This window comes from Bacillus sp. FSL M8-0277, from assembly GCF_037975305.1.
GTDB classification, from domain to species: Bacteria; Bacillota; Bacilli; order Bacillales; family Bacillaceae; genus Bacillus; species Bacillus pumilus.
In genome coordinates this window covers 2,824,240-2,850,268 of record NZ_CP150255.1, presented here as the reverse complement: position 1 = coordinate 2,850,268, position 26,029 = coordinate 2,824,240, and the positions used below count along the sequence as shown (strand labels likewise).

27 protein-coding genes are annotated in these 26,029 nt (G+C 41.8%); 12 read left to right on the top strand and 15 right to left on the bottom strand.

Annotation, left to right across the window (positions count from 1 at the left end):
• Positions 1–80 precede the first annotated feature (80 nt).
• From MKZ05_RS14480 to malK, 6 genes are all read right to left on the bottom strand, one after another.
• The gene (locus MKZ05_RS14480; protein ID WP_003213713.1) at positions 81–1,040 is read right to left on the bottom strand and encodes an ABC transporter permease; all 960 of its coding nucleotides are present in this window, start codon (positions 1,038–1,040) and stop codon (positions 81–83) included.
• Positions 1,041–2,087, bottom strand: a complete 1,047-nt coding sequence (locus MKZ05_RS14475; RefSeq protein ID WP_003212654.1) for an ABC transporter permease — start codon at positions 2,085–2,087, stop codon at positions 1,041–1,043.
• Positions 2,080–3,615, bottom strand: a complete 1,536-nt coding sequence (locus MKZ05_RS14470) for an ABC transporter ATP-binding protein (RefSeq protein WP_003213375.1) — start codon at positions 3,613–3,615, stop codon at positions 2,080–2,082. Before MKZ05_RS14470 ends, MKZ05_RS14475 begins: the two co-directional genes overlap by 8 nt.
• A 159-nt stretch (positions 3,616–3,774) precedes the next feature.
• A complete protein-coding gene (locus MKZ05_RS14465; protein ID WP_044140813.1) occupies positions 3,775–4,857 on the bottom strand; it encodes a BMP family protein in 1,083 nt (360 codons plus the stop codon).
• Between the two features lie 394 nt (positions 4,858–5,251).
• Positions 5,252–5,959: a response regulator gene (locus MKZ05_RS14460; RefSeq protein ID WP_003213073.1), complete on the bottom strand. Its 708-nt coding sequence runs from the start codon at positions 5,957–5,959 to the stop codon at positions 5,252–5,254.
• Positions 5,952–7,553 carry a malate sensor histidine kinase MalK gene (gene malK, locus MKZ05_RS14455; protein WP_050944037.1) on the bottom strand — a complete coding sequence of 534 codons (1,602 nt, stop codon included), beginning with the start codon at positions 7,551–7,553 and terminating at the stop codon, positions 5,952–5,954. Before malK ends, MKZ05_RS14460 begins: the two co-directional genes overlap by 8 nt.
• 185 nt (positions 7,554–7,738) lie before the next feature.
• On the opposite strand from malK, the gene MKZ05_RS14450 reads away from it, so the two are divergent.
• A complete protein-coding gene (locus MKZ05_RS14450) occupies positions 7,739–8,296 on the top strand; it encodes a YufK family protein (RefSeq protein ID WP_003212871.1) in 558 nt (185 codons plus the stop codon).
• A 42-nt stretch (positions 8,297–8,338) separates the two neighbouring features.
• On the opposite strand, the gene MKZ05_RS14445 is transcribed toward MKZ05_RS14450, so the two are convergent.
• The 3 genes from MKZ05_RS14445 to MKZ05_RS14435 all read right to left on the bottom strand — a co-directional run bounded on the left by MKZ05_RS14445 (position 8,339) and on the right by MKZ05_RS14435 (position 11,956).
• The gene (locus MKZ05_RS14445; protein ID WP_339160433.1) at positions 8,339–8,749 is read right to left on the bottom strand and encodes a thiol-disulfide oxidoreductase DCC family protein; all 411 of its coding nucleotides are present in this window, start codon (positions 8,747–8,749) and stop codon (positions 8,339–8,341) included.
• An 18-nt stretch (positions 8,750–8,767) separates the two neighbouring features.
• Positions 8,768–10,669, bottom strand: a complete 1,902-nt coding sequence (locus tag MKZ05_RS14440) for a transglycosylase domain-containing protein (RefSeq protein WP_050944036.1) — start codon at positions 10,667–10,669, stop codon at positions 8,768–8,770.
• A 108-nt stretch (positions 10,670–10,777) separates the two neighbouring features.
• Positions 10,778–11,956, bottom strand: a complete 1,179-nt coding sequence (locus tag MKZ05_RS14435; RefSeq protein ID WP_309216248.1) for an MFS transporter — start codon at positions 11,954–11,956, stop codon at positions 10,778–10,780.
• A 218-nt stretch (positions 11,957–12,174) separates the two neighbouring features.
• Between MKZ05_RS14435 and kapD the strand changes: the two genes are divergently transcribed.
• Complete coding sequence (gene kapD, locus MKZ05_RS14430) at positions 12,175–12,792, top strand: 3'-5' exonuclease KapD (RefSeq protein WP_003213730.1); 618 nt, start codon at positions 12,175–12,177, stop codon at positions 12,790–12,792.
• Here the strand turns inward: kapD and MKZ05_RS14425 are convergent.
• Positions 12,789–13,181 (bottom strand): kinase-associated lipoprotein B, encoded by a 393-nt coding sequence (locus tag MKZ05_RS14425; protein ID WP_284907292.1) that lies wholly within the window; start codon positions 13,179–13,181, stop codon positions 12,789–12,791. The two genes, kapD and MKZ05_RS14425, sit on opposite strands and share 4 nt — an antisense overlap.
• Positions 13,182–13,272: 91 nt before the next feature.
• Between MKZ05_RS14425 and MKZ05_RS14420 the strand changes: the two genes are divergently transcribed.
• The gene (locus MKZ05_RS14420) at positions 13,273–13,452 is read left to right on the top strand and encodes a hypothetical protein (protein ID WP_003213469.1); all 180 of its coding nucleotides are present in this window, start codon (positions 13,273–13,275) and stop codon (positions 13,450–13,452) included.
• Here MKZ05_RS14420 and MKZ05_RS14415 read toward each other — a convergent pair whose 3' ends face one another.
• A complete protein-coding gene (locus MKZ05_RS14415; protein ID WP_095117872.1) occupies positions 13,453–14,745 on the bottom strand; it encodes a sensor histidine kinase in 1,293 nt (430 codons plus the stop codon).
• A gap of 133 nt (positions 14,746–14,878) precedes the next feature.
• Positions 14,879–16,054: a MalY/PatB family protein gene (locus tag MKZ05_RS14410; RefSeq protein WP_310025132.1), complete on the bottom strand. Its 1,176-nt coding sequence runs from the start codon at positions 16,052–16,054 to the stop codon at positions 14,879–14,881.
• A gap of 83 nt (positions 16,055–16,137) precedes the next feature.
• On the opposite strand from MKZ05_RS14410, the gene MKZ05_RS14405 reads away from it, so the two are divergent.
• Positions 16,138–16,398, top strand: a complete 261-nt coding sequence (locus MKZ05_RS14405) for a YugE family protein (protein ID WP_003213422.1) — start codon at positions 16,138–16,140, stop codon at positions 16,396–16,398.
• Here the strand turns inward: MKZ05_RS14405 and MKZ05_RS14400 are convergent.
• Positions 16,395–17,219: an alpha/beta hydrolase gene (locus tag MKZ05_RS14400; RefSeq protein ID WP_339160428.1), complete on the bottom strand. Its 825-nt coding sequence runs from the start codon at positions 17,217–17,219 to the stop codon at positions 16,395–16,397. The two genes, MKZ05_RS14405 and MKZ05_RS14400, sit on opposite strands and share 4 nt — an antisense overlap.
• 174 nt (positions 17,220–17,393) lie before the next feature.
• Between MKZ05_RS14400 and MKZ05_RS14395 the strand changes: the two genes are divergently transcribed.
• The 3 genes from MKZ05_RS14395 to yugI all read left to right on the top strand — a co-directional run bounded on the left by MKZ05_RS14395 (position 17,394) and on the right by yugI (position 19,679).
• Complete coding sequence (locus MKZ05_RS14395; protein WP_003213765.1) at positions 17,394–17,894, top strand: Lrp/AsnC family transcriptional regulator; 501 nt, start codon at positions 17,394–17,396, stop codon at positions 17,892–17,894.
• Positions 17,895–19,088: an aminotransferase gene (locus MKZ05_RS14390; RefSeq protein ID WP_003213272.1), complete on the top strand. Its 1,194-nt coding sequence runs from the start codon at positions 17,895–17,897 to the stop codon at positions 19,086–19,088.
• 198 nt (positions 19,089–19,286) lie between these two features.
• Positions 19,287–19,679 (top strand): S1 domain-containing post-transcriptional regulator GSP13, encoded by a 393-nt coding sequence (yugI, locus tag MKZ05_RS14385; RefSeq protein ID WP_003213420.1) that lies wholly within the window; start codon positions 19,287–19,289, stop codon positions 19,677–19,679.
• A gap of 67 nt (positions 19,680–19,746) precedes the next feature.
• Here the strand turns inward: yugI and MKZ05_RS14380 are convergent, their stop codons facing one another.
• Positions 19,747–19,983: a DUF378 domain-containing protein gene (locus MKZ05_RS14380; protein WP_003212952.1), complete on the bottom strand. Its 237-nt coding sequence runs from the start codon at positions 19,981–19,983 to the stop codon at positions 19,747–19,749.
• A 144-nt stretch (positions 19,984–20,127) separates the two neighbouring features.
• Between MKZ05_RS14380 and MKZ05_RS14375 the strand changes: the two genes are divergently transcribed.
• The 5 genes from MKZ05_RS14375 (at position 20,128) to MKZ05_RS14355 (ending at position 24,960) form a co-directional block, all read left to right on the top strand.
• Entirely contained in the window at positions 20,128–21,291 is a 1,164-nt protein-coding gene (locus tag MKZ05_RS14375) for an iron-containing alcohol dehydrogenase (protein WP_106067619.1), read from the top strand.
• A gap of 121 nt (positions 21,292–21,412) precedes the next feature.
• A complete protein-coding gene (locus MKZ05_RS14370) occupies positions 21,413–22,585 on the top strand; it encodes an iron-containing alcohol dehydrogenase (RefSeq protein ID WP_044140797.1) in 1,173 nt (390 codons plus the stop codon).
• A 126-nt stretch (positions 22,586–22,711) separates the two neighbouring features.
• Positions 22,712–24,067, top strand: coding sequence for a glucose-6-phosphate isomerase (locus MKZ05_RS14365; protein WP_106029250.1), 1,356 nt, complete (start codon positions 22,712–22,714; stop codon positions 24,065–24,067).
• Between the two features lie 240 nt (positions 24,068–24,307).
• Positions 24,308–24,526 carry a spore germination protein gene (locus tag MKZ05_RS14360; RefSeq protein ID WP_003213169.1) on the top strand — a complete coding sequence of 73 codons (219 nt, stop codon included), beginning with the start codon at positions 24,308–24,310 and terminating at the stop codon, positions 24,524–24,526.
• Positions 24,527–24,558: 32 nt separating this feature from the next.
• Positions 24,559–24,960 carry a YugN-like family protein gene (locus tag MKZ05_RS14355; protein WP_003212880.1) on the top strand — a complete coding sequence of 134 codons (402 nt, stop codon included), beginning with the start codon at positions 24,559–24,561 and terminating at the stop codon, positions 24,958–24,960.
• Here the strand turns inward: MKZ05_RS14355 and MKZ05_RS14350 are convergent.
• Complete coding sequence (locus tag MKZ05_RS14350) at positions 24,957–25,943, bottom strand: potassium channel family protein (protein WP_050944029.1); 987 nt, start codon at positions 25,941–25,943, stop codon at positions 24,957–24,959. The two genes, MKZ05_RS14355 and MKZ05_RS14350, sit on opposite strands and share 4 nt — an antisense overlap.
• Between the last annotated feature and the right edge of the window lie 86 nt (positions 25,944–26,029).

The window sequence follows — 26,029 nt, the reverse complement described above, 5'->3', positions numbered from 1 at the left end:
AACAGGAGTTTTTATGTTTTTATCATACAAAAATCCCCTGAAGGTAGTTTATCCTTCAGGGGATTGATCATACATCGTTATTATCGTTTTCCTTTTAAATAAGGTGTCCCAAGTGCTTTCGGTGCATCTGCTCGGCCGATGAAGCCAGTGAGTGCTAGGATGGTCAGCACATATGGTGCAATGAGCATATACACGTTCGGTATATCTTGGAAGAGCGGCAGGAGAGAGCCTATAATGCTTAAACTTTGAGCAAATCCAAAGAATAAAGCAGCGCCCATTGCGCCGAATGGGTGCCATTTACCGAAGACAAGTGCAGCTAGTGCGATGAATCCTTGTCCAGTTATGGTCGCATGTGAGAAATCAAGTGCGATGGTTGACGCATAAACAGCTCCGCCAAGACCACCAAACAGTCCACTAATAAAGACACCGATATAGCGCATCCGGTACACTTTGATTCCCATTGTATCAGCAGCCATTGGATGTTCTCCGACTGCACGAAGACGAAGACCAAACGGCATTTTAAATAAAACAAACCAAGCAACAACCGCAAGCGCTAATGCGAGTATGGACGTATAATAAACATCTTTAAAGAAGATATCGCCAATTATCGGAATGTCACTTAAAAGGGGAATATCCCCTTTATAGAAAGGCTCTGTAATTTTATCTGTTTGAGCTTTCCCGTAAATGAGTTTCACGACAAACAGCGTAGCGCCAAGTGCCAGCATGTTAATCGCAACACCACTGACCGTTTGATCTGCACGGAATGTAATGGTCGCAACTGCATGAATGAGAGAGAACAATCCGCCAATCGCCATTCCGACGAGGAGCCCAAGCCACGGGGTCAAGGCCCCGAATGTATCAGCAAAAAACAAGTTAAAGATAATACTGGAAAATGCTCCGACGACCATCAAACCTTCAAGACCGATATTCACAACACCTGATCTTTCTGAAAAGACGCCTCCAAGAGCGGTTAAAATAAGTGGTGCAGCATAGACAAGTGTTGCTGGGACGATGATTTCAAGAATTTGCAGAAATCCCACTTATTTTCCCCCCTTTTTCTTCATTTGGTTCATCACAAGACGGATAATATAGCTTGAGGCGACGAAAAGAATAATGATCGCAATGACAATATCAACGACCTCAGTTGGTACGCCAGATTCAAGTGGCATATTTAAAGCGCCGACCTTCAATCCACCAAGCAGCAGTGCAGCAAGAACAACACCAACAGCAGTATTTCCACCTAATAAAGCGACGGCGATTCCGTCAAAACCTACACCGGTAAACGAGCCTTTAATTGATGCATATTCAAATGTACCAAGACCTTCCATTGCGCCTGCAAGACCTGCAAAAGCACCTGAAATGAGCATCGCATAAATGATATTGCGGCGAACATTCATACCGGCATAATGGGATGCCTGCTGGTTCATTCCAACAGCCCGCAATTCAAAGCCTTTAGAGGTTTTTTGAATAATGACCCACATCACGACCGCAGCTATAATGGCAACAAAAATACCATTATGCATCCGGGAGAAATCGGTGATTTGTTCAAAGAAACCAGAGCGAAGCGAGGCAGTGGCATCGATTTTTTCTGTTTTATCTTTATTATTTGTTAAGACATTTGAAATCAAATAGTTCGTCACATGAAGGGCAATGTAGTTCATCATGATCGTGACAATCACTTCATGAACATAAAAACGAGCCTTTAAAAACCCAGGAATAAAGCCCCATAATGCACCAGCAGCAGCTGCGGTGATGAGTGCAAGTGGCAGATGGATGTACATAGGTGCATGGACAGTTGTACCGATCCATACAGCAGCTACCCAGCCAATGAGCATTTGACCTTCTACACCGATATTAAAGAGACCTGTCCGAAATGCAAAAGCAACAGCAAGCCCTGATAAAATGTAAGGTGTCACTTGTCTGATGGTTTCTCCCATATAATAGGTTTCACCGAAGACGCCATTCCAAAGGGCGCCATAGCCTTCGATGACACTATAACCGCTTGCCAGCATAATAATGGCCCCAACAAAAAGACCAAGTACAATGGCTATAAGCGGAATAAGCAGATTTGTTAAGCGATTAGACATTTGCTTCTTTCCCCACTTCCTGTTGCGTACTTCCAGCCATTAATAGACCAAGCTCTTGCTCTGTTGTTTCTTTTGGATCAACGATGGCAATAATGCTGCCTTCGAATATAACAGCAATCTTATCACTGACATTCATAATTTCATCAAGCTCAAATGAGATGAGGAGGACGGCTTTGCCTGTGTCCCTTTGCTCAATGAGGCGCTTATGAACAAATTCAATCGCACCAACATCAAGTCCACGTGTCGGCTGAGCGGCAATTAATAAATCGGGATTGCGGTCAACTTCACGGCCAATAATGGCTTTTTGCTGATTCCCGCCTGACAGGGCGCGTGCCTCTGTATATTCACTCGGTGTTCTTACGTCATACTCGGCAATGATTTGCTTTGCCTTTTGGTATATATTTTTCATATTCATCAAGCCAAATTTTGAGTATGGACGCTGGTAATACGTTTGTAACGAAATATTCTCTCCTATTGAAAAATCAAGCACTAGTCCGTGTTTATGACGGTCTTGAGGAATGTGTCCAATTCCAGATTCGGTCACCTTACGAGGCGGAAGATTTTGAATGGCTTTTCCGTTTAGCATGATCGTGCCAGATTCTGATTTTTTTAGACCGGTAATGGCTTCAATCAATTCAGATTGACCATTGCCATCGACTCCAGCAATACCAACAATTTCTCCAGCCTTTACTGAGAGGTTGAGATGTTTGACCGCTTCAATTCCTCGTGCGTCTTTTACCGTAAGATCCTGAATTTGAAGTACTTCCTCAGCAGGAGAGGCGTCTTTTTTGTCTGTCTTAAATGAAACTTCACGACCGACCATGAGGCTTGCAAGCTCATCTTTGTTTGTGCTTTCCACATCAAGTGTACGAATGCCTTGGCCTTTTCGGATAATGGTGACGCGGTGACATGCATCCATAATTTCTTTCAGCTTATGGGTAATTAAAATAATGGATTTGCCTTCATTGATTAAGTTTTTCATAATTTGTATGAGTTCTTTAATTTCTTGAGGTGTTAAGACGGCTGTTGGTTCGTCGAAGATCAAAATATCAGCGCCGCGGTAAAGAGTTTTTAAAATTTCTGCACGCTGCTGCATGCCGACAGAGATGTCAGATACTTTTGCGGCAGGGTCTATTTTTAAACCATAGCGGTCAGAAAGCTCTTGTACTTGTTGTATGGCTTGTTCTTTGTCGATCTTTCCAAATTTCTTGGGCTCTTTTCCTAAAATGATGTTTTCAGCGACGGTGAAGGTATCGACAAGCATAAAGTGCTGATGCACCATACCGATGCCTAAATCACTTGCATCATTCGGGCTAGAGATGGTCACAGGTTTTCCGTGAACCTTGATTTCACCTTTTTCAGGCTGGTACAGTCCGAAAAGCACGTTCATGAGCGTTGATTTTCCAGCGCCGTTTTCACCAAGCAGCGCATGAATTTCGCCCTTTTTTAGCTGCAGCGTAATGTTATCGTTTGCTACAATGCCAGGGAATTCTTTGCGTATATTCAACATTTCAATGACATAATCCACAGGTTTAACCGCTCCTTTTTTAGGGTGCTGATGAAGATAAAAACTAGCAAAAGAAAAGCTGCAAAACGAGGCTGCAGCTTTTCTTTTACCACCTTTTACGAATAAAGAGGAGGTAAAGGAGAAACAAGGGGATAAGGCGCGCTTATCCCGATGTTCAAATTAAGCTTTAAAATCTTTTAGTTCATCACGTGTTGCAGGGATTTTAATTTCGCCCTTGATGATTTTTTGTTTCCATTCTTCTACTTTCTTCAATACATCTTTATTAAGGTTGTCCTGAGATGGAGAAATGTCAAGAGCGCCTTCTTTCAGACCATATGTGATCACTTCGCCGCCAGGGAACTTACCTTCTTTTGCTTTCGTTGTTAAGTCTTGTACCGCTTTGTCTACTTTCTTAACCATAGAAGTAAGGGTGACACTTTGTTTTGTTCCAGGTACTTTTCCTTCGTCATACTGGTCTTTATCTACACCGATGACCCAAACTTTGCGGTTAGGATCCGCTTTTTTCAGGTTTTTCGCTTCTGTGAAAACACCAGTTCCAGTGCCGCCAGCAGCATGATAAATGATGTCGACGCCGGATTTGTACATGCTTTCAGCTGTTGCTTTCCCGATGTCTGCCTTATCGAATGCACCAGCATATTTCACTTCAACTTTTGCTTTCGGGTTAGCTGCTTCAACGCCTGCACGGAAACCAACTTCGAATTTTCTGACTAATTCAGAATCAACGCCGCCGACAAAACCAATTTTGTTTGATTTTGTAGAAAGAGCAGCCGCAACACCCACAAGGAATGATCCTTCATTTTCGTTGAACACAATGCTGGCTACGTTGTCTTTTTTCACGACAGCATCAACGATGGCAAAGTGGTTTTTCTTACGCTGATCTGCAATTTCACTAATAGAATCTTGCATTAAGAAACCAATTCCGTAAATCAGGTCGAATTTCTCACGAGCAAGTGTGTTTAAGTTTGTTGTATAGTCAGCGTCTGATTTAGATTGTAAGTAATCAAAGCCGTTTTTACCTTTTTTTAGATTGTTGTCTTTTCCAAATGCTTGTAAACCTTCCCAAGCTGATTGGTTAAACGATTTGTCATCGACACCACCGACATCAGTTACCATTGCAACAGTGAATTGATCTTTATCTTTTTTGCTTTCACCGCTGTTTGAGCCAGAGTTGCCGCATGCTCCAAGGATGGTTCCTGCTGCTACGACTAAGGACAATGCTAGTCCAATTTTGCGCTTCTTCAAAACATAACCCCCTATAAAATTTAAAAGTTTCAGAAAAGTCTCGCGAAAAAAGACCGACCTATCTCTTCTCACCCTTCTGAATAGGGTATTTTATCCTGCTTTCTCCTGAAACTTATGGAGGACAGGAGAGAAGATGTAAGACATCAGACTTATATCTCGTTGAACTAATCAATCATAATTTATCATTTCCAATCGAATAAATAAATAGAAATTTGTTTTATTTTAAAAAAAATGTTAAAAGGCTAAATTCGATGTCTTTTTATGTGCTGAAATATGATATAATGCCGCTTTTGTGATGTGATCTACTACAGTGGAACCACTGATATCAAGGGGTTTGTCACATCGTGTTCCATAAAAAAACATCTGGCCTCTGTATAAGGTCAGATGTGTCAAATTATAGATATTGCTGAATTAAATTCATATTTGTTGTACTGAGTTTATATTGGAAAACAGGGCGTCCAATTGTCCCGTATGCCATTTCAACATCAACTACTTCGATGTCCTCAAGGAATTTCAAGTATTTTCTAATAGAGACTTGAGAGATTTCTGTATGATTCGCTAGGTCTTCGGTCGTGAAAGCCTGATGACCGAATGATTGAATACTTGTCCAGATGAGTTTGAGTGTGCTTTTGGTCAGGCCTTTTGGCAGAAGGACTTTTTCCGTCTCTGCTTTTTTATGAAAGAGCTTCGCATCTAAATCATTTTGCGAGATGCTGTTCATCGTTTGGTACAAGGCGTGTTTTCGTTTATATTCTGAGAGCGCTGATTGGAAACGTTCAAATTCAAACGGTTTGATCAAATAATCAACAGCCCCGTTTCGCATCGTTTGCTGGATCACGTCGACTTCATTGGCAGCTGAAATGACAATGACATCAACCGAATGATTTTGTTTGCGAATTTCTGATAATAATGCCAGGCCATTTTGTCCAGGCATATAAATATCGAGCAGTACAAGGTGAATGGCTTCTGTTTTTAAGATGTCCAGTGCCTGCTGAAAAGAGGTGGCAATCCCTTTTAATTCAAAGCCGTCGATTTGGGTCAGGTAGCGTTTGTTCAGCTCCCCAACCATTGGGTCGTCTTCTACTATTAACACATTAATCATGTGAATCCTCCTTTTGTTTATACGGAATACGGAGACTAAAGGTCGTTCCTTCTCCTTTTTCACTCGTGACAATCAGATGACCGTTCAATTTTTTGATGCTTTGATCAACGAAGTAGAGACCGAATCCTCTGTCTTCTCCTTTAGTTGAAAAGCCTTGATCAAACATGATGTCTTGTTCTTTTTTTGTGAGACCAACACCTGTGTCTGTAATTTCAATATGAAGCTGCTCCTGAACGTATCGGAATGAGATCGAGATGTTTTTCGTCTCAGTATGAGAAACAGCATCGAGTGCGTTATTTAACAGGTTGCCAATGACGGTAATGAGATCATGCGTCACTGCCGGGTCCTCTGAATTTGGGACTTGTGTGCTGCATATGACTTCTAAGGTCGCGCCTTGTTCCCTGATATAGCTTTGTTTTCCTAGTAAAAATCCTGCTAAAACAGAGTTTTTCACATGGTTGATGATTTCATTTGTTTCCGTCTGCTGATAGATCGCAATATCTTTGATATAAGTGCCAAGGTCATCGTAGTTTTTGAGCTGAACCAATCCTAAAATGACATGAAGCTTGTTCATAAATTCATGTGACTGGGCACGGAGGGCATTTGCATACATTTTGACTCCGCTCAGCTGCTCAGCCAAGTGTTTGACTTCTGTTTTGTCACGGAAGGTGGCGATTGCTCCAACGATCTCGCCCTTTACCGTAATCGGGACTTCGTTAAATACGAGCTCCAGTCCGTTCATTCTCACGTCGCGGTCAAGCAGCGGCTTGCGTGTTTCAATGACTTGCTTTAGACCGCTTGAAGGGAGGAGCACCTGAACATCTTGTTCTCTAGGATCAACCATAATGCCCATAATATGAAAGAGCCGTTTCGCTTCAGCATTGGCGAGCTTGATTTTACCGTGCTGATCGACGGCAAGAATCCCTTCTTTTGTTGATTCTAGCATGGCGCTTCGTTCTTTTAATAATGTAGCAATCTCATCTGGCTCTAGTCCAAACATAATTTTCTTCACTTTTCTTGCCACAATGAGTGCTCCAATGATACCAGAAAGAAGACTGAGCGATATGACGAAGTAGAGTGGAAGTAAGCTTTGATGAATAATCAAGTCAATTTCCTTTAATGTAATCCCTACTGCCACAGCCCCGAGCTGCTTCCCATTTTGATCATAAACCGGAACAAAAGCACGCATGGATCTGCCAAGTGTTCCAGAAGCCGTACTAATATGCTCTTTACCCTGTAATGCTAGTTTTTCATCACCGCCAGCAAACCGCTTCCCGATCTTCTGCGGATTTGGATGGGTTTTGCGAATGCCGTTCATATCCATCACGACAACGAATTCGGTTTTGGTGATTCGCTGAACACTTGTTGTATATTGACGGAGTGCTGAATACGATCGATTTTCTTCTAATGATTTCGCTGTGATCGGAGCCTCTGCGACCATTTTGGCAGTGGAGAGGGCGATGTCACGTTCCTGCTGATGAATGTTTTTAGCTGTTTCTGACCAGATCGTAAAGAAAGTGATACAAAGGGAGATCAGGACAACGATACAAACAAAAATCGTCAGTCGTGTTTGCAATCTTAATGTTTTTTTCACGAGTATACCCCTAACGCACGATTTTTTCGTAATAGTAATACTTTAACGGGAAAATGTAAGTTTGTGAAGGAATGTACGTGCAAAATCACAAATTTGATTTTGCTACCAGTTTACTTTGAAAGCATCTTGTCAATCCGTTTTAAGTGAGCCATAATAAATGTGAGCTTATGAGAAAGGATCTATTTATGAAAAATACATATTTGACTGGATATTTTCCGCTGATTTCGATTTTACTATTCAGCTCTGCTTTTTCGATTTTCACAGTAGGGATAATGACTGATTTCTTGACTCAAGCAGGTATTTTAAAAGGAATGCTGGAATTCTTCTCGGAACAGGGCATCCGGCTTGCTCTTTTTGCTGCTTTTGCACTTGTTTATTTTATGATTTTATCTGCCTTGAAACTGATTGCAGATACGGTGTTAGAGCTGGCGCTACTCTTTTTCGCGAAAGATCCTGAAGGAGAGAACTTAAAGAAAATTCGGATTGCATCCGTTGTTTATTTATTTGCCAGCTTGCTTGCATTTCTGCTGACGCAGCAGCTGATCTTGCTTGTCGGACTATTTGTTTTAGCAGGTCTTGTCTATTTTATCTGGGTTGTGGTCCGCATTTATCAATCGCTTTCTATGCTGAATTTAATTGGATTTATGATGTTTATTTTGCTGTTTTGGGCCACGTTTTTAATCGGCATTTTGTACTTATTTATTAAGCTTTATAACAGTGTTATGGCAAGTCTGCCTTCATAAACAGACAAAGAAAGCATCCTCCACTAACGGAGGATGCTTTTTTTATGATAGAAATCGTTTTTGAATATCAGGTGTAGGCATCATACAAGATGTTTTTTGACCGAACCATTTGTAGCGATTTTTCGCTATCCGCTCATAAAACCAATCACGGATAGGGCGCGGAATGGCAAGGAATAAATAACTCCATCTGTAGATCCCTTTTAAATGCCGCGTGGCTTTTAAAATGCCTGTCGACTTCGTATAAAGGGTGCCTTTTTCAATATAAATGAATGAATTAAACTCATCTAAAGGCAAACCGTTTTCTTTTAAAATGCGCTGCCCTGTATCTGATTGTAATGAAGCAAACATCATTCGCTCATTTGGATCACGCTTAATCACAAACTGAACAGCGCCGCTGCACACGTTGCAGACACCATCAAATAAAATTAAATGGGATGGATGTGTTGAATGCATTGCAATCAAACCTCCTGTTTATCTGGCGTATTGCATCGTATTTTTCCAAATACGTAAGTGCGGACTTGAGCTGTAAATAGATTCAACCGTTCCTCTATCTCTTCCAACCCATACACCCATTGTATATTGATCTGTCAGTCCAACAAACCAAATGTCTTTGTAGTCATTGGATGTTCCTGTTTTACCACCAATGTAAGGGGAACTGAAATTCGCTTTTTTCCCTGTTCCGCTTTTTACAACGGAGGCAAGCAGTTTACGCATGGTGTCATTTGTCCGCTGAGAATACACTTGCTTCGGTGACTCTTTCCACTTGTAAAGTGTCTTGCCGTTTAAGTCTGTCACCTTCGTGATCGAATGATTTTGCGTGTAAGCACCTTGGTTGCCAAAGACGGTATACGCATCTGTTATTTCTAGCGGCGAGAAGCCCTTCGTAAATCCGCCAAGTGCAGAAGGAAGGCGGTAATCATCCGCTACGATATGCTCGAATGAGAATTTCTCTAAATAGCTAAAGCCCTTTTTGACACCGACTGTATCTAGCATTCGGATCGCAGGGGTATTGTAAGAGTTTTTAAAGGCTGTTTCAAGTGTGACGGTTCCATACGTTTTATGATTATAGTTCTGCGGACAGTATCCGCTGCTACAAAACTTGCCGGCACTAATTTTGCTTGAAGCTGTTGCACCGGTTTGGTCGATGTAAGGACCATAGTCTAAAAGCGGCTTAATCGCAGAACCAGGCTGTCTTTGCGCTTGATAGGCGTAGTTGAAATCAAACTTTTTATAGTTCTTCCCGCCAGCAAGTGCGACAATTTGATGCGTTTCATGATTAATGACCGCTGATCCGCCTTCTACACCTTGGTAAGGTAGCTGCGCATTGAGCTGATAGACGGCTCGTTGCTGTAAGGAAGGATCAAGTGCCGTATAAATTTTGACCCCATCCTGAAGCAGGGCACTGACCTTTTCAGATAATTCTTTTTGAATGGCTTTTTTTGCTCCATCTGTTTTCGCCTTCTTCAAGCGTTTTGTAAAGCCTTCCTGATCTGACACAAGATCGGTAAATTCCTCATTGGCGTATGTCACATAGTCAGGGTAAAGGTTTTTCTTTTCACTCAAGGACAGGCTGATTTTTTGTTTGACGGCTTTTTTGTATTGCTTTTTGGTGATGACGCCGTCTTTCTTTAAAATGCCAAGTAGTCGTTCTTGGCGTTTCTTTGTGTGTTTGAATTGCTTCAATGGGTCATACAGTGTTGGGTTGTTTGGAATCGCAGAGATAAATGCCATCTGTGCAAGCGTTAAAGAACTAAGTGGCTTATCAAAATAGTAATTAGCCGCAGAACCGACACCGTAAACACCATTACTGAAATAAATCGTATTTAAATAGCTTTCGAGTATTTCATCTTTCGAGAATTTCCGCTCTAATTCATAGGAATAGAGCAGCTCTGTAAACTTTCGGGTGAACGAACGTTCATGGCTTAAATATAAATTACGAGATAATTGCTGTGTGATCGTACTTGCGCCTTGGCTGATGCCATGGTTTTTCACATTTGAGGCAAGGGCACGAACAACTCCCATAAAGTCAATGCCTTTATGGTCATAAAAGTTACGGTCCTCTGAGCGGAGGAACAGCTCCTTCACATGATCAGGAATTTTATCATACGTGACGAACACTCGGTTTTCATCGTTTGAAACGATCTCTGAGATGAGAGAGCCATCCCGGTCATACATATAACTGTTTTGGGAAAAATCTATCTTTTCCAGCTTGATTTTTTGATCAAGCACTTCGTTCACAGGCTTCACACTTGCAGCTTCTTCCTTTGATAGATAAAAAGTCAGAACAAATAATGGAATGAGGGCAGCAAGTAATAACCAACCAATCATTGCACGAAACATGAGGTCACTCACTTTCTTCAATTTTCTAGCCATATCGTACCATTCTTTTGCGAATACGAGAAGGTTATTTTTAGAAAAGAATGGGCTTGAAGTCTAGTGAATAAGGCTTCTACACAAGAAAAAAGAGTATCTGATGCTGGATCAGACACTCCCTTCTTTTGCCTTCGACTGTGAGCGGACTGCCCATAAAAATAATGCGCCAAATAGAAAAATGCCGGCGGTGACATAAAAGACAGCTGGAATCCCGTAATGACTCGCCACAATGCCGCCAATCACCGGACCGACAACATTCCCAAGAAAACGGAAGCTGACATTGTATCCAAGCACTTCCCCTTGCATAGAGGCAGGTGCTTTGATCCGAATATACGCCGTCGTACATGGAATAATCCCGCCAAGTGCCATCCCGTATAGAAAACGGAAAAGTACTAACATCGCATAGGAATCCGCCATTGCTTGCGGGATGAATAAAATAGAGGAGAGGATGAGAAGGGCAAGCAGCACCTTGTCGTGACCAATTCGATCTCCCAGATCTCCCCATTTTCGTGTAAAGAGCAGGTTGCCAAGTCCAGTTGCAGAGAACGCAAGACCTGCATAAAATGCGAGATTAACAGGACCGTGTAAATCATGAATGTATAAAGCCAAAAGTGGCTGAATGCTAAAGTTCCCTACTTGTGTAATGAACGTTAAAAGCATCGTGACGACAAGCAAAGGCTGTTTGAAAATATGAACGAGCACATCCTTCCGTGAGTAAGAAACGCGCCTCGCTTCTTTTGAACGGATGGGATGTTCTTTCACTCCGAAAATAATCACAATTGCTGACACATAAATGACAGCCGCTGTGAGGAAAAACGTATAAATAAATCCGACGCTGTCTGCCATGAATCCGCCCATTAATGGACCAAACAATCCTCCGGCGACATTACTCATCTGCATCGTTCCAAGGGTTTTACCTGCAGTTGCCTTTTCCGTCTGTGCAGAGATGAGTGCCATTGAAGTCGAGATAAAACCTGTGACAAGCCCCATGAAGAGCCGCAGGGCGAATAGCTGATAAACGGTTTGCACAAGCCCCATTAATAGAATACTTGTTGCGATCCCAATCCCGTTAATGAGCAAAATCTTTTTATAGCCATGCCGATCTCCAATCCGTCCCCAAATCGGAGAAATCAGAAAGGCCGTTAAAAACGTGACGCCAAAGACATAGCCGCTCCATCTTTGGACAAATTCATTTGAATAACTGCTATCAAGAGATTCTATGTAAAGTGATAAAAAAGGGACGATCATTGTAATGCTGGCAGATACAAAAAAGTTCACAAACCACATGATGTACAAGTTTTTCTTCCTGTTTGTGATAGAGACCACCTTCTTTATTTATTTCGTGTTCCTTAATAATTATAAAGGAAACTAAACGATCTTTCATCTGATGAATAGGTTGGGCATAGTGAATCTGCATTATTTTCAAGAAAATGAAGTGATTTCAAGGTCCGTCTTAATATAATGGTATCAGAATGAAAAACTGATGAAAAAGTGAGGTGAGACTGGTGGAACAGAAGACGGTGCTTGTGGTCGATTTTGAATTTACGATGCCTGATGGAAAGTATCATCCGCAAAATTTTTTTCCTGAAATTATTGAAGCTGGGGTAGTGAAAGCGGCAAGTGAAACGATCATAGACACGTTCTCTAGCTACGTCAAACCGAAAAAGTTCCCGAAGCTGACGAAGCGCTGTAAATCGTTCCTCGGTATTACGCAGCAGGATGTAGAGAGCGGAATTTCCTTTGAGGCATTTATCGAGAAGCTTGTGTCGCTAGATGGGGGAGAGGATTGTGAAATTATTACATGGGGCAATATGGACATGAAAGTGCTGAAGCAAAACTGTATGCTCAATCACATTGCCTTTCCTTTTAAGGGGAAGCTGAGGGACCTTGCCTTTGAATATAAAACCTTTTTTGGTGATCGCACACTGACAGGGCTTCGCAAGGCGGCAAAGGAATACGGCAGTGAAGGAGCTGGTAAGCATCATAAAGCACTAGATGATGCCATGACGACTTATCAGCTGTTAACCCTTTTTGAAAAAGACAGAGCCTATGTGGAAAATCCGCAAACAACCAAAATTGGTGAGCTGATCGATTTCTCACATTTTTTTGATTCGGCTGATTAGCGGGCGTCTTCTGGAAAATAATCTTTTTCGAGAGAAGATAGGCATGCTCTTGATTTTTCCGCCCATTTGGATTCATCCGCATGGAGCGCTTGTTTTAATTTTTCTACAGCTTCTTTTAGTGATACTTGATAATCTGGTATAACGCCATCATAAGGCTTCACCATATGATGAGGGATATTCGTCTGTTCACGATAGGCCAAAGCCCGTCTTTCTTGGAAAAAAGGCACGTCTGCTTCTTTTGGGTGATGCAGGTCGCCTTGAGTGGGATGTGTCAGAACGGCTTTTACTTGAACGAGATAGGCCGATGGTTTCACTGCTGTCACTTCCCCAATGTAAACACCTGTTTTATAAAATCCTTTCACAACGTGTCCAATTTGAATGTCTGTCATGTGAAATTCCTCCATTTCCTTCTCGTAGGAAGGTATTTCATTTCTTTTAGCCAATATAGTGAAGTAAACGAGCAAAAGGGGGGAATGGCGAATGTTGTCGTTCATCGCACTCTTTCTACTGTATTTTCCTGAAGATAAAAGGGAGTACATCCCAGCGGCAATCACCACTGTGATTTTCTTTATGGCTGCATTTATTTGCTTTCGTCTGATCGTTCGTGCGTCTAAGAAGCAGGAGCGGATAGATGAAAAAAAGACAAAAAAAATGGATTGATCATTTTCTTCTTGTATCTTCAGGAAACTTCACGGTAACGGTTGTACCAGACTGCAGCGAGCTTTTGAAACGAATGGTTCCATGGTGATTTTCAATGATAGAAAATGTCACGGTCAGCCCAAGTCCAGTCCCTTTATTTTTCAATGTGTAATAGGGTTCGCCAAGCTTTTTCATTTGGCTTTCTGTCATTCCTACACCGTTATCCACGAAAAAAAGGCATATTTTATGATTTTCTTTTGAAGCATAAAGCTCAATTTTCCCTTCGTGTTCTGGGGCTGCTTCAATCGCATTTTTGATTAAATTAATCATGACTTGCTTGATCTTCGTTTCATCACCTTGAATGTATAAGTCAGGTTCAATGGATTGATGAATCGTGACCGATTTGAAATTCGCATAGGATGTCATCAGTGATGCACATTCCTCGAGTAATTTAGATAGGTTGAGAGATTCAATTTGATAATAATTTTGTTTCGCAATGTCAAGATAACTCGTAATAATATCCTGCGCCCTGTCTAACTCGGACAGAACGAGATTTTTATAATCTTTATTGGTTGATGTCTCTTTTGTATTGTCACTAGAAAAGAGCAATTGGATAAAGCCTCTCACCACTGTCAGCGGATTGCGTACTTCATGGGCAACGCTTGCAGCGAGTTCACTTACAATGGTCAGCTTTTCTGATTGGACGAGCTGTGTTCTCATTTGCGCATTTTCTTTCACGAATTCAATGGAATAGATACTTAGCACGAGAAAGAATATGTAGTAAAGAGTTGAGAAAAATAACTCAAGTAACTTCTGCTGCATAATAAAGGCCGGGCTGTATTCCATTAAGCTGACCGCAAATAGTCCAATGTAAATAAAGAATCCTTTGGATAAACCGATAAGCACTCCATACATCAGCTTTTTCAGCTTCGAATATTGACGCCATTTCCGGTAGAACAGAAATGGGATGAAAAAGTAAATCGGTACGACAATGAGTCCAACCCATAAAAAAGAGCCATACATCACGAATTTGACCATGGAACTTATCAAGATGGCGACGATCCCAGCTGTGTAGCCTCCGTATAAAATGGCAAGTACAAGAGGGATGGATTGAAGGCCAGTCTGCAAGTCTAAAATCGAACCAACTGGATACATAATACATAGTGCTGAAGAGATGGATGCGAATACTGTGATGAGCAGTTTATTCGTTTTTGGGAAATGAGCAGGGGTCCGGCTTAGCCATAGCGCGTGATATAAAAAGATTGGAAATAGAATAAAAGATACATGGAGCAGAAAATCCTTGAACATTTCCATTTAAATGCTCTCCTCGTAAATAATAGTAATTCCTCTCATTATATCATTTCATGTACAAAGTAGATATGATAAAAGGAGGGTTTTTTTCTTTAAAAAGAACACCCGTGAGGATGTTCTTTCGATCATATAGGTCTTAATCAGATGATTGCGTAAACGCTTGATGAAGGCGTTTCAATCCTTCTTTGACTGTTGAAGTAGGACAGCCGAGATTCATCCGAATAAAGCCGTCTCCTTCGAGTCCGTACACGTGACCAAGCTCTAGGATCACTTTGCCCCTTTTTAGCAAATTGCGTTTCAATTCCGCTTGACTGAATTGATAATCCCGAATGTCTAGCCACAATAAATAAGAAGCATCTGGTTTCATATAACGCATGTTTGGAAGATGTTCGTCAATATAGTCCATTGCCATTTTCATATTGCTTTCGAGATAAAGAACAAGTGCATCAAGCCACTCGTCGCCATGGCGGTAGGCTGCTTCCATCGCAGGGATCGCAAATGCATTCAGTTTAGCCAGTCCGTTTCTTTGCATTTCATTGTTGAAAAGGGTTCTTTTTTCTTCATCGGAAATGATAATGGCAGATGCTTGGAGGCCAGCTAAATTAAATGTTTTACTTGGTGCAATGCACGTCACTGTGATATGTGCTATGTCGTCAGAAAGACTAGCAAATGGTACATGCGGCTTTCCGTATAGCATCAAATCAGAATGAATCTCATCTGAAACGACTGTGACACCGTGCTTGATACAGAGGTCTCCTACTTGCTTTAATTCCTCTTTTGACCACGCTCTTCCGGACGGATTATGCGGATGACAGAGGAACATGAGCTTCGCTTCTGGTCTGCTTAATTTTTTCTCTAAATCATCAAAATCCATGACATAGCGGTTGTTTTCTATTTTTAAAGGATTGGTTGAGACTGTTCGTCCATTTCGTTCAATCATTTGATAAAAAGGAGTATACACAGGGGATTGTATGACGACTTCGTCACTTGGTTTTGTATAGGCTTGGACTGCAAAACTAAGTGCCGTGACAATTCCAGGTGTGAAGGTGACGTCTTCTGTCTGGATCGACCACCCGTGTCTTCTTTTGAGCCATTCAGCTACTGCCTGCTGCGTATCCTGATCTTGAAAAGCATAGCCAAATACACCGTGATCCAATCGCTTTTTTAATGCATCAAGGACGACCTGCGGCGCTTTAAAATCCATATCGGCTACCCACATTGGCAGCGCATCTGTAGTAAGGAATAAAGACTCTGCTTGATCCCATTTCACTGATTTTGAACCTTTACGTATGATCTGTTCGTCGAAATTCATGAAACCCACCTCTAGCCGTTTTTCAACCATTGTTGGTTGTGCTAAAATAAACATCACAAAATTTATTATAAGCGGTGATACCGATGAAAGATAGTCAAGCTGTAGAAGAGATGATTCAACTCATTAAGGCATGGGACCCTTTTCAATATGGGGAGGACTTTTATGAAACGGAGCCTGCTGACGTCATCAGTGCATTATACGACGCAGAAGACTCTTTATCTTTAGCAAAAGACATTCAAGCCATTTATCATCACTCATTTGAGCAGCTCCTGCCTTTTGAGAGCTGTCAACATATAGCGAATCAGCTTTTCGTCATACGAGACAGCAGCTCCTGCACACGCTAAGACAGGCTGAAATGTCCGATTTGATCAGACACAAAGACCGGATTTTCCTCAGGAACGAGGTGCCCGGTTTTTTTTAATGCGTGCAAGGTCGAGTTTGGCAGATCCTTGTGCAGCCTCTCTCCTATTTGGATGGGAACGATTCGATCTTCCTCACCCCAAATGAGCAGCACGGGTGTCTCCAGTTTCTTTAGGACATCCGAGGTCAAATCCCCTTCCCGGTGCCGAATCAAGCGGAAAATCCCTCGGAAAATTTGATCATCAGAAAAAGGCTTTAAATATCCATCCACCATCTCTTGATCAATGATGGAATGATCATGCACAACAGCCGTTAAATTTTTCATGATGCCTTGCTTCAAGAGCTTTCTTTTAAGATAGAGATAAAAATAAGGAATATATGTGCTGTAAACAACTGATCTCTTTGATTTATTTAAATATCCTGAGCTGCACAAAAGGACCGCCTTTTCAAATAGGTCTGGCCGTTCAGATGCGGCATATAAAGCAATTTGGCCGCCCATCGAATGACCCACAAGGATCGCATGCTGAATCTGTAAGTAACCAGCTAGCTCGATAATGATCTTTGCCATGTTGCGATAGCTGTAAATAAACGTATTCGACTTCTCGGACTGTCCAAATGGCGGCAGATCGATCGCGATTAAATTGAAGTCTTGTTTCAGAAGCGGGATGAGCTTTCGATAGCTGAAGGTAGAAGAGAAAAGACCATGAATTAAGATCAATGTTTTCTTCCCCTGATTTGGATAGTGCTCGTAATAGATGTCTAAACCGAATTTACTTTTCATATAAGCTGGCTGAACAATGTCCATACTCATCACTCCGATACTTGATACTCTCTGTTAGGTGACTGTATTGTACCCTAAAAAGTGGATTTTAAGCTATGGTTAGCATCTTTTCCCTGCTTAGCATAATGGGAAAAACGTGCTATAATGTTCAGAAGATTTTTTAAAACTAGCTTTTTACAATCTGAGGTGTGAAATCAAATGAAACTAACAGAAAAAGAAACTGAAATATTAGAGATTTTAGATGAAAACAGCCGTGCCGATTTAAATACAATTGCAAAAATGGCAGGCGTGACAACAGAAGAAGCAGAAGCAATTATTCAAAAACTTGAAGATCAAAAAGTCATTATTGATTACTCAACCATGATTGACTGGCGTAAAGTAGATGGTCACGAAGGCGTCACAGCCATGATTGATGTCAAAGTGACACCAAAAAGAGGCGTCGGATTTGATGAAATTGCTGAACGTATTTATCGCTTTCAGGAAGTGGAGTCTGTCTATCTCATGTCAGGTGTTTACGATCTATCTGTTGTGATCCGCGGAAGATCTATGTCTGATATTGCCCGCTTCGTGTCTGAAAAATTATCGACACTTGATTCCGTTGTTTCAACAACTACCCACTTTATTTTGAAGAGATATAAACATGATGGGAAAGTGTTTGAAACAGGAGACGATGACAAAAGAATCGTGGTGTCACCTTAAATGAAAAAGTCTTATTTATCTGAAACGGTACAAAGCATTCAGCCGTCAGGTATTCGGAAATTCTTTGATTTGGCAGCCACAATGGAAGGGGTCATTTCCCTTGGTGTCGGCGAGCCAGATTTCGTGACAGCTTGGAATGTCAGAGAAGCAAGTATTATGTCATTAGAACAAGGGCTTACCTCTTATACGGCGAATGCAGGGTTATTATCTTTGCGAAAAGAATTGAGCAACTATTTATATAAGCGGTTTCACATTGACTACAGTCCTGAAGAAGAACTGATTATCACAGTTGGCGGAAGCCAGGCACTTGATTTGGCCTTTCGTGCGATTTTAAACAGCGGGGATGAAGTGATCATTCCAGAGCCTTGTTTCGTAGCATATGGGGCCCTTACGACACTTGCGGGCGGAGTACCTGTTTATTTAAGTACATCGGCTGAAAAAGATTTCAAAGCAGACTCTACGGATCTTCGCACGAAGCTGACGCCTAAGACAAAAGCGATCCTGCTTTGCTCACCATCAAATCCAACTGGCTCTGTTTATTCAAAGGAAGAGCTTGAAGATATTGCTCAATTTGCAAAAGAGCATGACCTTCTCATTATCACAGATGAGATTTACGCAGAGCTGACGTACGATGAAGCTTTTACAAGCGTTGCGGCAATTCAAGATATGAAGGAAAGAACGATCCTCATTTCAGGCTTTTCAAAAGGGTTTGCTATGACTGGCTGGCGCTTAGGATATGTGGCAGCACCACCTGTACTGCGCGATGCCATGCTGAAAATACACCAATATTCTATGATGTGCGCGCCCTCTATGGCACAATATGCAGCAGAAGAAGCCTTGAAAAACGGGCTTGAAGATGTAGAGAAAATGAAGAAAAGCTACAGAAGGCGGCGAAATTTGTTTGTCGGCTCTTTGAATGAACTGGGGCTCACATGTCACCAGCCAAACGGCGCATTTTACGCTTTCCCGTCCATTAAAACGACGGGCATGACGTCAGAACAATTTGCTGAGGAGCTGCTCCTAAGTGAAAAAGTAGCCGTAGTCCCTGGTAATGTCTTCGGACCGAGTGGTGAAGGTCATATTCGTTGTTCATATGCTTCGTCTCTTGACCATCTTCAGGAATCACTTTCAAGAATCCAGCGCTTTTTGCAGGAACGACAAGTGAAAGAAGAAGCACCTGCCATCATCAAATAAAAAAAGGCATCAATCCATTAGGACTCATGCCTCTCAAATTAGGGGGGAATACTAGAAAGCATTCTTGTTTTCAGGTATTCCCCCTTTTGAACTGATCTAAACCCAATTAAAAAATATTTTGCGTAAAAGACCGTTCTATGATATAGTTTTTAATTGCGTATAAACGAATATTAAAACATTTATTTAGGAGTTGTTATCATGGCGACAAAGTTTGAAGTAGGCAGTGTTTACACTGGTAAAGTAACAGGATTACAAGCGTATGGTGCGTTTGTTGCATTAGATGAAGAAACTCAAGGACTTGTGCATATTTCTGAAGTAACACATGGTTTCGTAAAAGACATCAACGAGCATCTTTCAATTGGTGACGAAGTTCAAGTGAAAGTTCTTTCTGTTGATGAAAAAGCTGGTAAAATCAGCCTTTCTATCCGTGCTACACAAGAAGCACCTGAAAGAAAAGAAAGCAAACCAAAGAAACAAAGACCACAGCAAGTGAAAGAAGAAGCTGCTACACCACAAGGTTTCAATACGCTTAAAGATAAACTTGAAGAGTGGATTGAGCAGTCTAACCGTAAAGACTTAATCAAGAAATAAAAAAAGCACCGCTTCAAACGGTGCCTTTGGCTGCCTCGTATAGGCGGCCTTTTTTATGTCTTTTTGTTTAGCGAACCTCTGGATTCGGCTCGTCACGGCGAACAGCTTCTTCGCTTGGCTTGAACAATAGACCAAGGTTAACAAGACCTGCAATTCCAACAAGACCATAAATAATACGTGATAATGCAGAGCCTTGTCCGCCAAAGATCGCTGCTACTAAGTCAAATTGAAAAAAGCCGATTAGTCCCCAGTTAATAGCACCGATAATCGTGAGCACGAGGGCAATACGCTGAATAGCACTCATCGTGATTCCTCCTTTCGCTACAGCATCAATACATTTATATTTTGCAGATTTTTAGCCAAACTATGCGTAAGAAAATGGATTAAAGCAAATTACTTTACTTTTGGAATGATTGAGGCGCATAATGTAGCGCGAGGAGGAGATCAAATGGATCGATTTACTTATTGGAACCCAACGAAATTAATATTTGGAAAGGGAGAAGTTTCAGCCCTTTCAGATGAACTCAAACACTACGGAAAAAACGTATTACTTGTATATGGTGGAGGCAGTATTAAACGAAACGGCCTTTATGACCAAGTTGTCAGCATCCTAAAAGAATCAGGAGCTGCAATCACTGAACTTGCTGGTGTTGAGCCAAACCCGCGCTTAACAACGGTAAGAAAAGGGGTTGAGCTTTGCAAAGAGAACAACGTTGACTTTATTTTGGCAGTTGGCGGCGGCAGTGTTATTGATGCAACGAAAGCGATCGCAGCCGGAGCCAAGTACGATGGAGATGCTTGGGATATCGTGACGCGTAAGCATGTCCCAATGGAAGCAATTCCGTTCGGTACGGTGTTAACCCTTGCTGCAACAGGCTCTGAAATGAACTCTGGATCAGTGATCACAAACTGGGAAACAAATGAGAAATATGGCTGGGGAAGTCCAGCAGTTTTCCCTAAATTCTCTATTCTTGATCCAGTGAACACGTTCACTGTGCCAAAAAACCATACGATTTATGGCATGGTTGATATGATGTCTCACGTGTTCGAACAATATTTCCATCACACGGAAAATACACCTTACCAAGACCGTATGTGTGAAGGGCTTCTTCGTACGGTCATTGAAACAGCTCCGAAGCTGATCAACGATCTTGAGAACTATGAGCTGCGTGAAACGATCTTATTCACTGGTACCATTGCGCTCAATGGTATGCTGTCAATGGGAGCACGCGGTGACTGGGCATCTCACAACATCGAGCATGCGGTATCTGCTGTCTATGATATCCCTCATGCAGGCGGACTTGCGATCTTGTTCCCGAACTGGATGAAGCATGTCATTCAGGAAAACCCAGGCCGCTTTAAACAATTAGCGGTACGCGTATTCGATGTGGACCCTGCGGGCAAAACAGACGAAGAAGTAGGCTTAGAAGGAATCGACAAATTGTCAGCTTTCTGGACAAGTCTTGGCGCACCGAACCGTTTAGCGGACTATGATATCAACGATGAGAAAATTGATTTAATCGCAGATCGTGCAATGGCACGCGGTGAATTTGGTCAATTTAAAAAGCTAAACAAAGAAGATGTTCTAGCTATTTTGAATGCTTCTTTATAATCAAACAATGAAAAGATAATTGCTTTCGAGCAGTTATCTTTTTTTGAGTTCGACGTGTACATATGTTAAAGTAGTCTTTCATGTTTTTGGATATATACGCTGTAAGGAGATGTATCAACAGATGGAAAATTTTATTTACTATAATCCAACGAAATTAATGTTTGGAAAAGGACAACTAGACGGGCTAAAAAGCGAACTCGCTCGTTATGGAAAACGAGTGTTACTTGTATATGGTGGAGGCAGCATTAAGAAAAATGGTCTTTATGATAATGTGATCAGCGCGTTAAATGAAGCAGAAGCTGACGTATTTGAGCTGTCAGGTGTTGAACCAAACCCGCGCCTCACCACAGTGAAAAAAGGAATCGACATCTGCCAAAATGAAAAAATTGATTTCTTATTAGCTGTTGGCGGCGGCAGTGTGATCGACTGTACAAAAGCGATTGCAGCCGGAGCGGAATATGACGGAGATGTGTGGGACATTATCTCAAAGAAAACAACCGCTCAAAAAGCATTGCCGTTTGGCACAGTGCTCACACTTGCGGCAACTGGTTCAGAAATGAATCCAGACTCTGTCATCACAAACTGGGAAACAAATGAAAAATATGTGTGGGGCAGTTCAGTCACTCATCCTGCTTTTTCAATTTTAGACCCTGAGCATACTTATTCAGTGCCAGAAAACCAGACGGTGTACGGCATGGTCGATATGATGAGCCACGTCTTCGAGCAATACTTCCATAATGTCAAAAACACGCCTTTACAGGATCGAATGTGTTTTGCTGTTCTTCAAACAGTCATCGAGACAGCACCAAAACTGCTTGAAGACTTACAAAACTATGAGCACCGTGAAACGATCCTTTACGCAGGAACGATCGCTTTAAATGGCACGCTGCAAATGGGTTACTTTGGCGACTGGGCGTCCCATACGATTGAGCATGCAGTATCGGCTGTCTATGACATTCCGCATGCAGGCGGACTTGCGATCCTCTTCCCAAATTGGATGCGTCATACACTCGATCACAATGTGGAGCGCTTTAAAAATCTCATGCTGAACATGTTTGACATCGAGACAGAAGGAAAATCTGATCGTGATATCGCATTAGAAGGTATCGACAAACTGTCAGCATTCTGGACAAGCCTCGGTGCACCAAGCCGTCTAGCGGATTATGACATTGGTGAAGATCAGCTGGACAAAATTGCCGACATTGCGGCGAAAGAAATGGAATACGGTGGTTTTGGTAACTTTATGAAACTTGGTCGTGATGACATTCTTTCTATTTTGAAAGCTTCTTTATAATCCTTCGTGCCGTTTCTCTCTATGAGAAACGGCTTTTTGCTATCGGAGTGACGATCACTTGATTTCAATAGCTAGTTCCGCTAAAGTGAAAGGGATAGAACTAACGTAATGGAGGGCTTACAAGCGATGACACATATTCAATTTGACTACTCAAAAGCGTTACCTTTCTTTCAAGAGCATGAGCTTACATATTTAAAAGATTTTGTGAAGGTGGCCCATCATAATATTCATGAACAAACGGGTACAGGCAGTGATTATTTAGGCTGGGTTGACTTGCCGAAGCAATATGATCGCGAAGAATTTGCCCGCATTAAAAAAAGTGCAGATAAAATTAAGTCAGACTCTGATGTCTTACTTGTTGTCGGAATCGGCGGTTCATATCTCGGCGCACGTGCGGCGATTGAATTTTTGAACCACTCTTTCTATAACACGCTGCCAAAAGGCAAACGCAAGACGCCGCAAATCATCTTTATTGGAAACAACATCAGTTCTTCTTATTTAACTGATGTAATGGATCTATTGGAAGATGCAGATTTCTCTATTAACGTCATTTCAAAATCTGGTACAACAACAGAGCCAGCGATTGCGTTCCGCATCTTTAAAAAGCTCCTCATTGAAAAATACGGTGCCGAAGAAGCAAAAAAACGTATTTATGCAACAACGGACAAGGCACGCGGTGCATTGAAAACATTAGCAACAGAAGAAGGCTACGAATCATTTATCATCCCTGATGATGTAGGTGGACGTTATTCAGTCTTAACAGCAGTGGGTCTATTGCCAATCGCTGTGAGCGGTGCAGACATTGATCAGATGATGGAAGGTGCGGCAAAAGCAAGCGAAGACTTCGCTTCATCTGAGCTTTCTGAGAATGCGGCATACCAATATGCTGTCGTCCGTAATGTCCTTTACAATAAAGGCAGAACGATTGAAATGCTGATTAACTATGAGCCAGGATTGCAATACTTTGCAGAATGGTGGAAACAATTATTCGGTGAAAGTGAAGGGAAAGATGAAAAAGGAATCTACCCTTCATCTGCGAACTTCTCAACAGATCTTCATTCACTTGGTCAATATGTTCAAGAAGGAAGAAGAGACTTGTTTGAAACAATCGTTAATGTAGACAAGCCTCGTCATGAGCTTGTCATCGAAGCAGAAGAACAAGACCTTGATGGCTTGAACTATCTAGCAGGAAAAACGGTTGATTTCGTTAATAAAAAAGCATTTGAAGGAACGATGCTTGCTCATACAGATGGAAAAGTACCGAATTTGATCGTCACAATTCCTGAGATGGATGCTTATACATTCGGATATCTCGTTTACTTCTTTGAGAAAGCATGCGCGATGTCTGGATATCTACTAGGCGTCAATCCATTTGACCAACCTGGCGTAGAAGCTTATAAAGTGAATATGTTTGCTTTATTAGGAAAACCAGGCTTCGAAGAGAAAAAAGCCGAGCTTGAAAGCCGCCTGAATCAATCGTAAGAATGAAAAGCACACCTTTCAGCGTGATAGAAAACCTTTGAAGTCTAGGAAGGGCGAGCACTGGCGCGGAGCGAATTTAACATTCGTGAGCACCAAGCGCGCAGACCTGACAACGAATGCGAGGGTTTGTCTACACGCTAAGCACACCTTTGAAGGGTGTGCCTTTTTTATTTTCGCACGGTTCCTGTGCAAGCCTCCTTACGCTCTGTACATAGAATAATGAGTAGAGGAGGGTGAAACATGAGAACGAATCATATTTACATTCACGATATTTCAGGCCAGGCAATCGTCAACTTTGGCAATGTCGGACGCATTTGTCCTATGAGTGCTACGAAGGAAACATCAGGGTCCGGCAGTGCGAACGAGACGAATCAATCATCCAATCAAAGCTTATTTGATGCCACTTTTTCAAACAATGTACAAATCACGAGAGATAGATGTATGAATTCCTCTCTTTAACGAAACCTATTAGACAAAAAGGAGGGTTTCGTATGATTCATGTACCATCCAGGCTGACTGGTGAAAGCTTTTCACTTTACCATTTAGAAGAGACGATGAAGCCGCTCGGCTATGTCATTAATGGTAACTGGGATTACGATCACGGATACTTTGATTATAAAATTGATAATCGTGATGGCTATACCTTTCTCAGAGTTCCTTTTACAGCCGAAAAGGGCCAGTTGGATCAGCCAGGCGTTGTGGTGAAACTGGGAGATCCATTTCTCTTAAAGCATGTCTATCAAGATAAGTTAGATGATCATGCGATGGTTGGAAATGTGGGAGCATCCTTTAACCAATTCCAAGAACCAAAAGAGAAAGATGGAGATGTATCAAAAGCTTATACTGAGATTGGCTTTTCGCTCGTCAAGGAATTAGAAGACGCACTGCTTTAAAGGCTGATCAGTTCATCCTCAGGATGAAGCTCATAATCAAAGGGAGGATTCATCATGGGTCCTTCTTTTTTTTGTACACCGACAATGATCACATGATGCTCTAAAAAATGATGGAGCGCTGTTAAGAATGTTTCTCCGGCTAACGAAGCTGGAACCGGTATGATGGTGATCTGTTTATGCAAGGTCATATGACGTTTTTTCTTTAACGCTTTGAACTGTTCCTTTAAAAGAAAATGCTCGACCATTAAATGATTGACTGCATCAGAGGTATGAATGACTTGATTGGCGCCAGCCCGCTCGGCATTTTTCACGTAACGATCTGTTAAAATTTCAATTAAACAGTAGAGTGAAGGGTTTAATCCTTTTGCTGCAAGTAATGTTAAAACACTCTGCATATCAGCTGTCACTTCATTCTCGTGCTGATCTGCGGTAATCATCAGTGCATCTGCACCTGAAATATTGGCTTTGCGAAGTGTGCCATCTTCGGTGCCATGCCCTTTAATAAAATGAACATTCTCTAGAAGCGGCCCTTCCTTCAAGGAATCATCAATTAGCACAATCGGCATAGCTGGATCAATCGTTTGAAACGATTGAAGCAGTTTGTTCGTTTTTTCATTCCAACCGACGATAATGAGATGTCCTTTTCCTTTAAACGCGACCTTCCCTTCTACATAATGGTGCTGCTTGCTGAACACAGCGGCAGCGAGTGTGGCAAAATAAGCCGTGACAAAGCTTGCCCCGATCAGAATCAGCGCCATACCTGCGATTTGTCCGGGAATGGTTTGCGGCACAAAATCACCATAGCCGACCGTCGCGACTGTAATGAGAGCCCACCAGATCCCATCAAAGATCGTATGATACTGCTTCGGTTCAAGCAAGACGATTAATTGTCCAAAAAAAAGAAGCAAGAAACAGATGATGATGGCAATTCGAAGATAGAGAGGCCACCTTAGCCAGGCGATAAAGATACGGTTTGATTTCATCGGACTCTTCCTTTCAGGAAACTGCTAATATCAGTATGCCCGATTAAGGAAACATTTTTTCATCATCGTCATGTAGATCCCATATC

Bases quoted from the DNA above. Each gene is read 5' to 3' on its own strand.
- MKZ05_RS14475 (WP_003212654.1), bottom strand. From the start codon at position 2,087: ATGTCTAATCGCTTAACAAATCTGCTTATTCCGCTTATAGCCATTGTA.
- MKZ05_RS14460 (WP_003213073.1), bottom strand. From the start codon at position 5,959: ATGATTAATGTGTTAATAGTAGAAGACGACCCAATGGTTGGGGAGCTG.
- MKZ05_RS14450 (WP_003212871.1), top strand. From the start codon at position 7,739: ATGAAAAATACATATTTGACTGGATATTTTCCGCTGATTTCGATTTTA.
- MKZ05_RS14445 (WP_339160433.1), bottom strand. From the start codon at position 8,749: ATGCATTCAACACATCCATCCCATTTAATTTTATTTGATGGTGTCTGC.
- MKZ05_RS14440 (WP_050944036.1), bottom strand. From the start codon at position 10,669: ATGGCTAGAAAATTGAAGAAAGTGAGTGACCTCATGTTTCGTGCAATG.
- MKZ05_RS14435 (WP_309216248.1), bottom strand. From the start codon at position 11,956: ATGTGGTTTGTGAACTTTTTTGTATCTGCCAGCATTACAATGATCGTC.
- MKZ05_RS14425 (WP_284907292.1), bottom strand. From the start codon at position 13,181: ATGACAGACATTCAAATTGGACACGTTGTGAAAGGATTTTATAAAACA.
- MKZ05_RS14420 (WP_003213469.1), top strand. From the start codon at position 13,273: ATGTTGTCGTTCATCGCACTCTTTCTACTGTATTTTCCTGAAGATAAA.
- MKZ05_RS14415 (WP_095117872.1), bottom strand. From the start codon at position 14,745: ATGGAAATGTTCAAGGATTTTCTGCTCCATGTATCTTTTATTCTATTT.
- MKZ05_RS14410 (WP_310025132.1), bottom strand. From the start codon at position 16,054: ATGAATTTCGACGAACAGATCATACGTAAAGGTTCAAAATCAGTGAAA.
- MKZ05_RS14405 (WP_003213422.1), top strand. From the start codon at position 16,138: ATGAAAGATAGTCAAGCTGTAGAAGAGATGATTCAACTCATTAAGGCA.
- MKZ05_RS14400 (WP_339160428.1), bottom strand. From the start codon at position 17,219: ATGGACATTGTTCAGCCAGCTTATATGAAAAGTAAATTCGGTTTAGAC.
- MKZ05_RS14395 (WP_003213765.1), top strand. From the start codon at position 17,394: ATGAAACTAACAGAAAAAGAAACTGAAATATTAGAGATTTTAGATGAA.
- MKZ05_RS14390 (WP_003213272.1), top strand. From the start codon at position 17,895: ATGAAAAAGTCTTATTTATCTGAAACGGTACAAAGCATTCAGCCGTCA.
- yugI (WP_003213420.1), top strand. From the start codon at position 19,287: ATGGCGACAAAGTTTGAAGTAGGCAGTGTTTACACTGGTAAAGTAACA.
- MKZ05_RS14380 (WP_003212952.1), bottom strand. From the start codon at position 19,983: ATGAGTGCTATTCAGCGTATTGCCCTCGTGCTCACGATTATCGGTGCT.
- MKZ05_RS14375 (WP_106067619.1), top strand. From the start codon at position 20,128: ATGGATCGATTTACTTATTGGAACCCAACGAAATTAATATTTGGAAAG.
- MKZ05_RS14370 (WP_044140797.1), top strand. From the start codon at position 21,413: ATGGAAAATTTTATTTACTATAATCCAACGAAATTAATGTTTGGAAAA.
- MKZ05_RS14365 (WP_106029250.1), top strand. From the start codon at position 22,712: ATGACACATATTCAATTTGACTACTCAAAAGCGTTACCTTTCTTTCAA.
- MKZ05_RS14360 (WP_003213169.1), top strand. From the start codon at position 24,308: ATGAGAACGAATCATATTTACATTCACGATATTTCAGGCCAGGCAATC.
- MKZ05_RS14355 (WP_003212880.1), top strand. From the start codon at position 24,559: ATGATTCATGTACCATCCAGGCTGACTGGTGAAAGCTTTTCACTTTAC.
- MKZ05_RS14350 (WP_050944029.1), bottom strand. From the start codon at position 25,943: ATGAAATCAAACCGTATCTTTATCGCCTGGCTAAGGTGGCCTCTCTAT.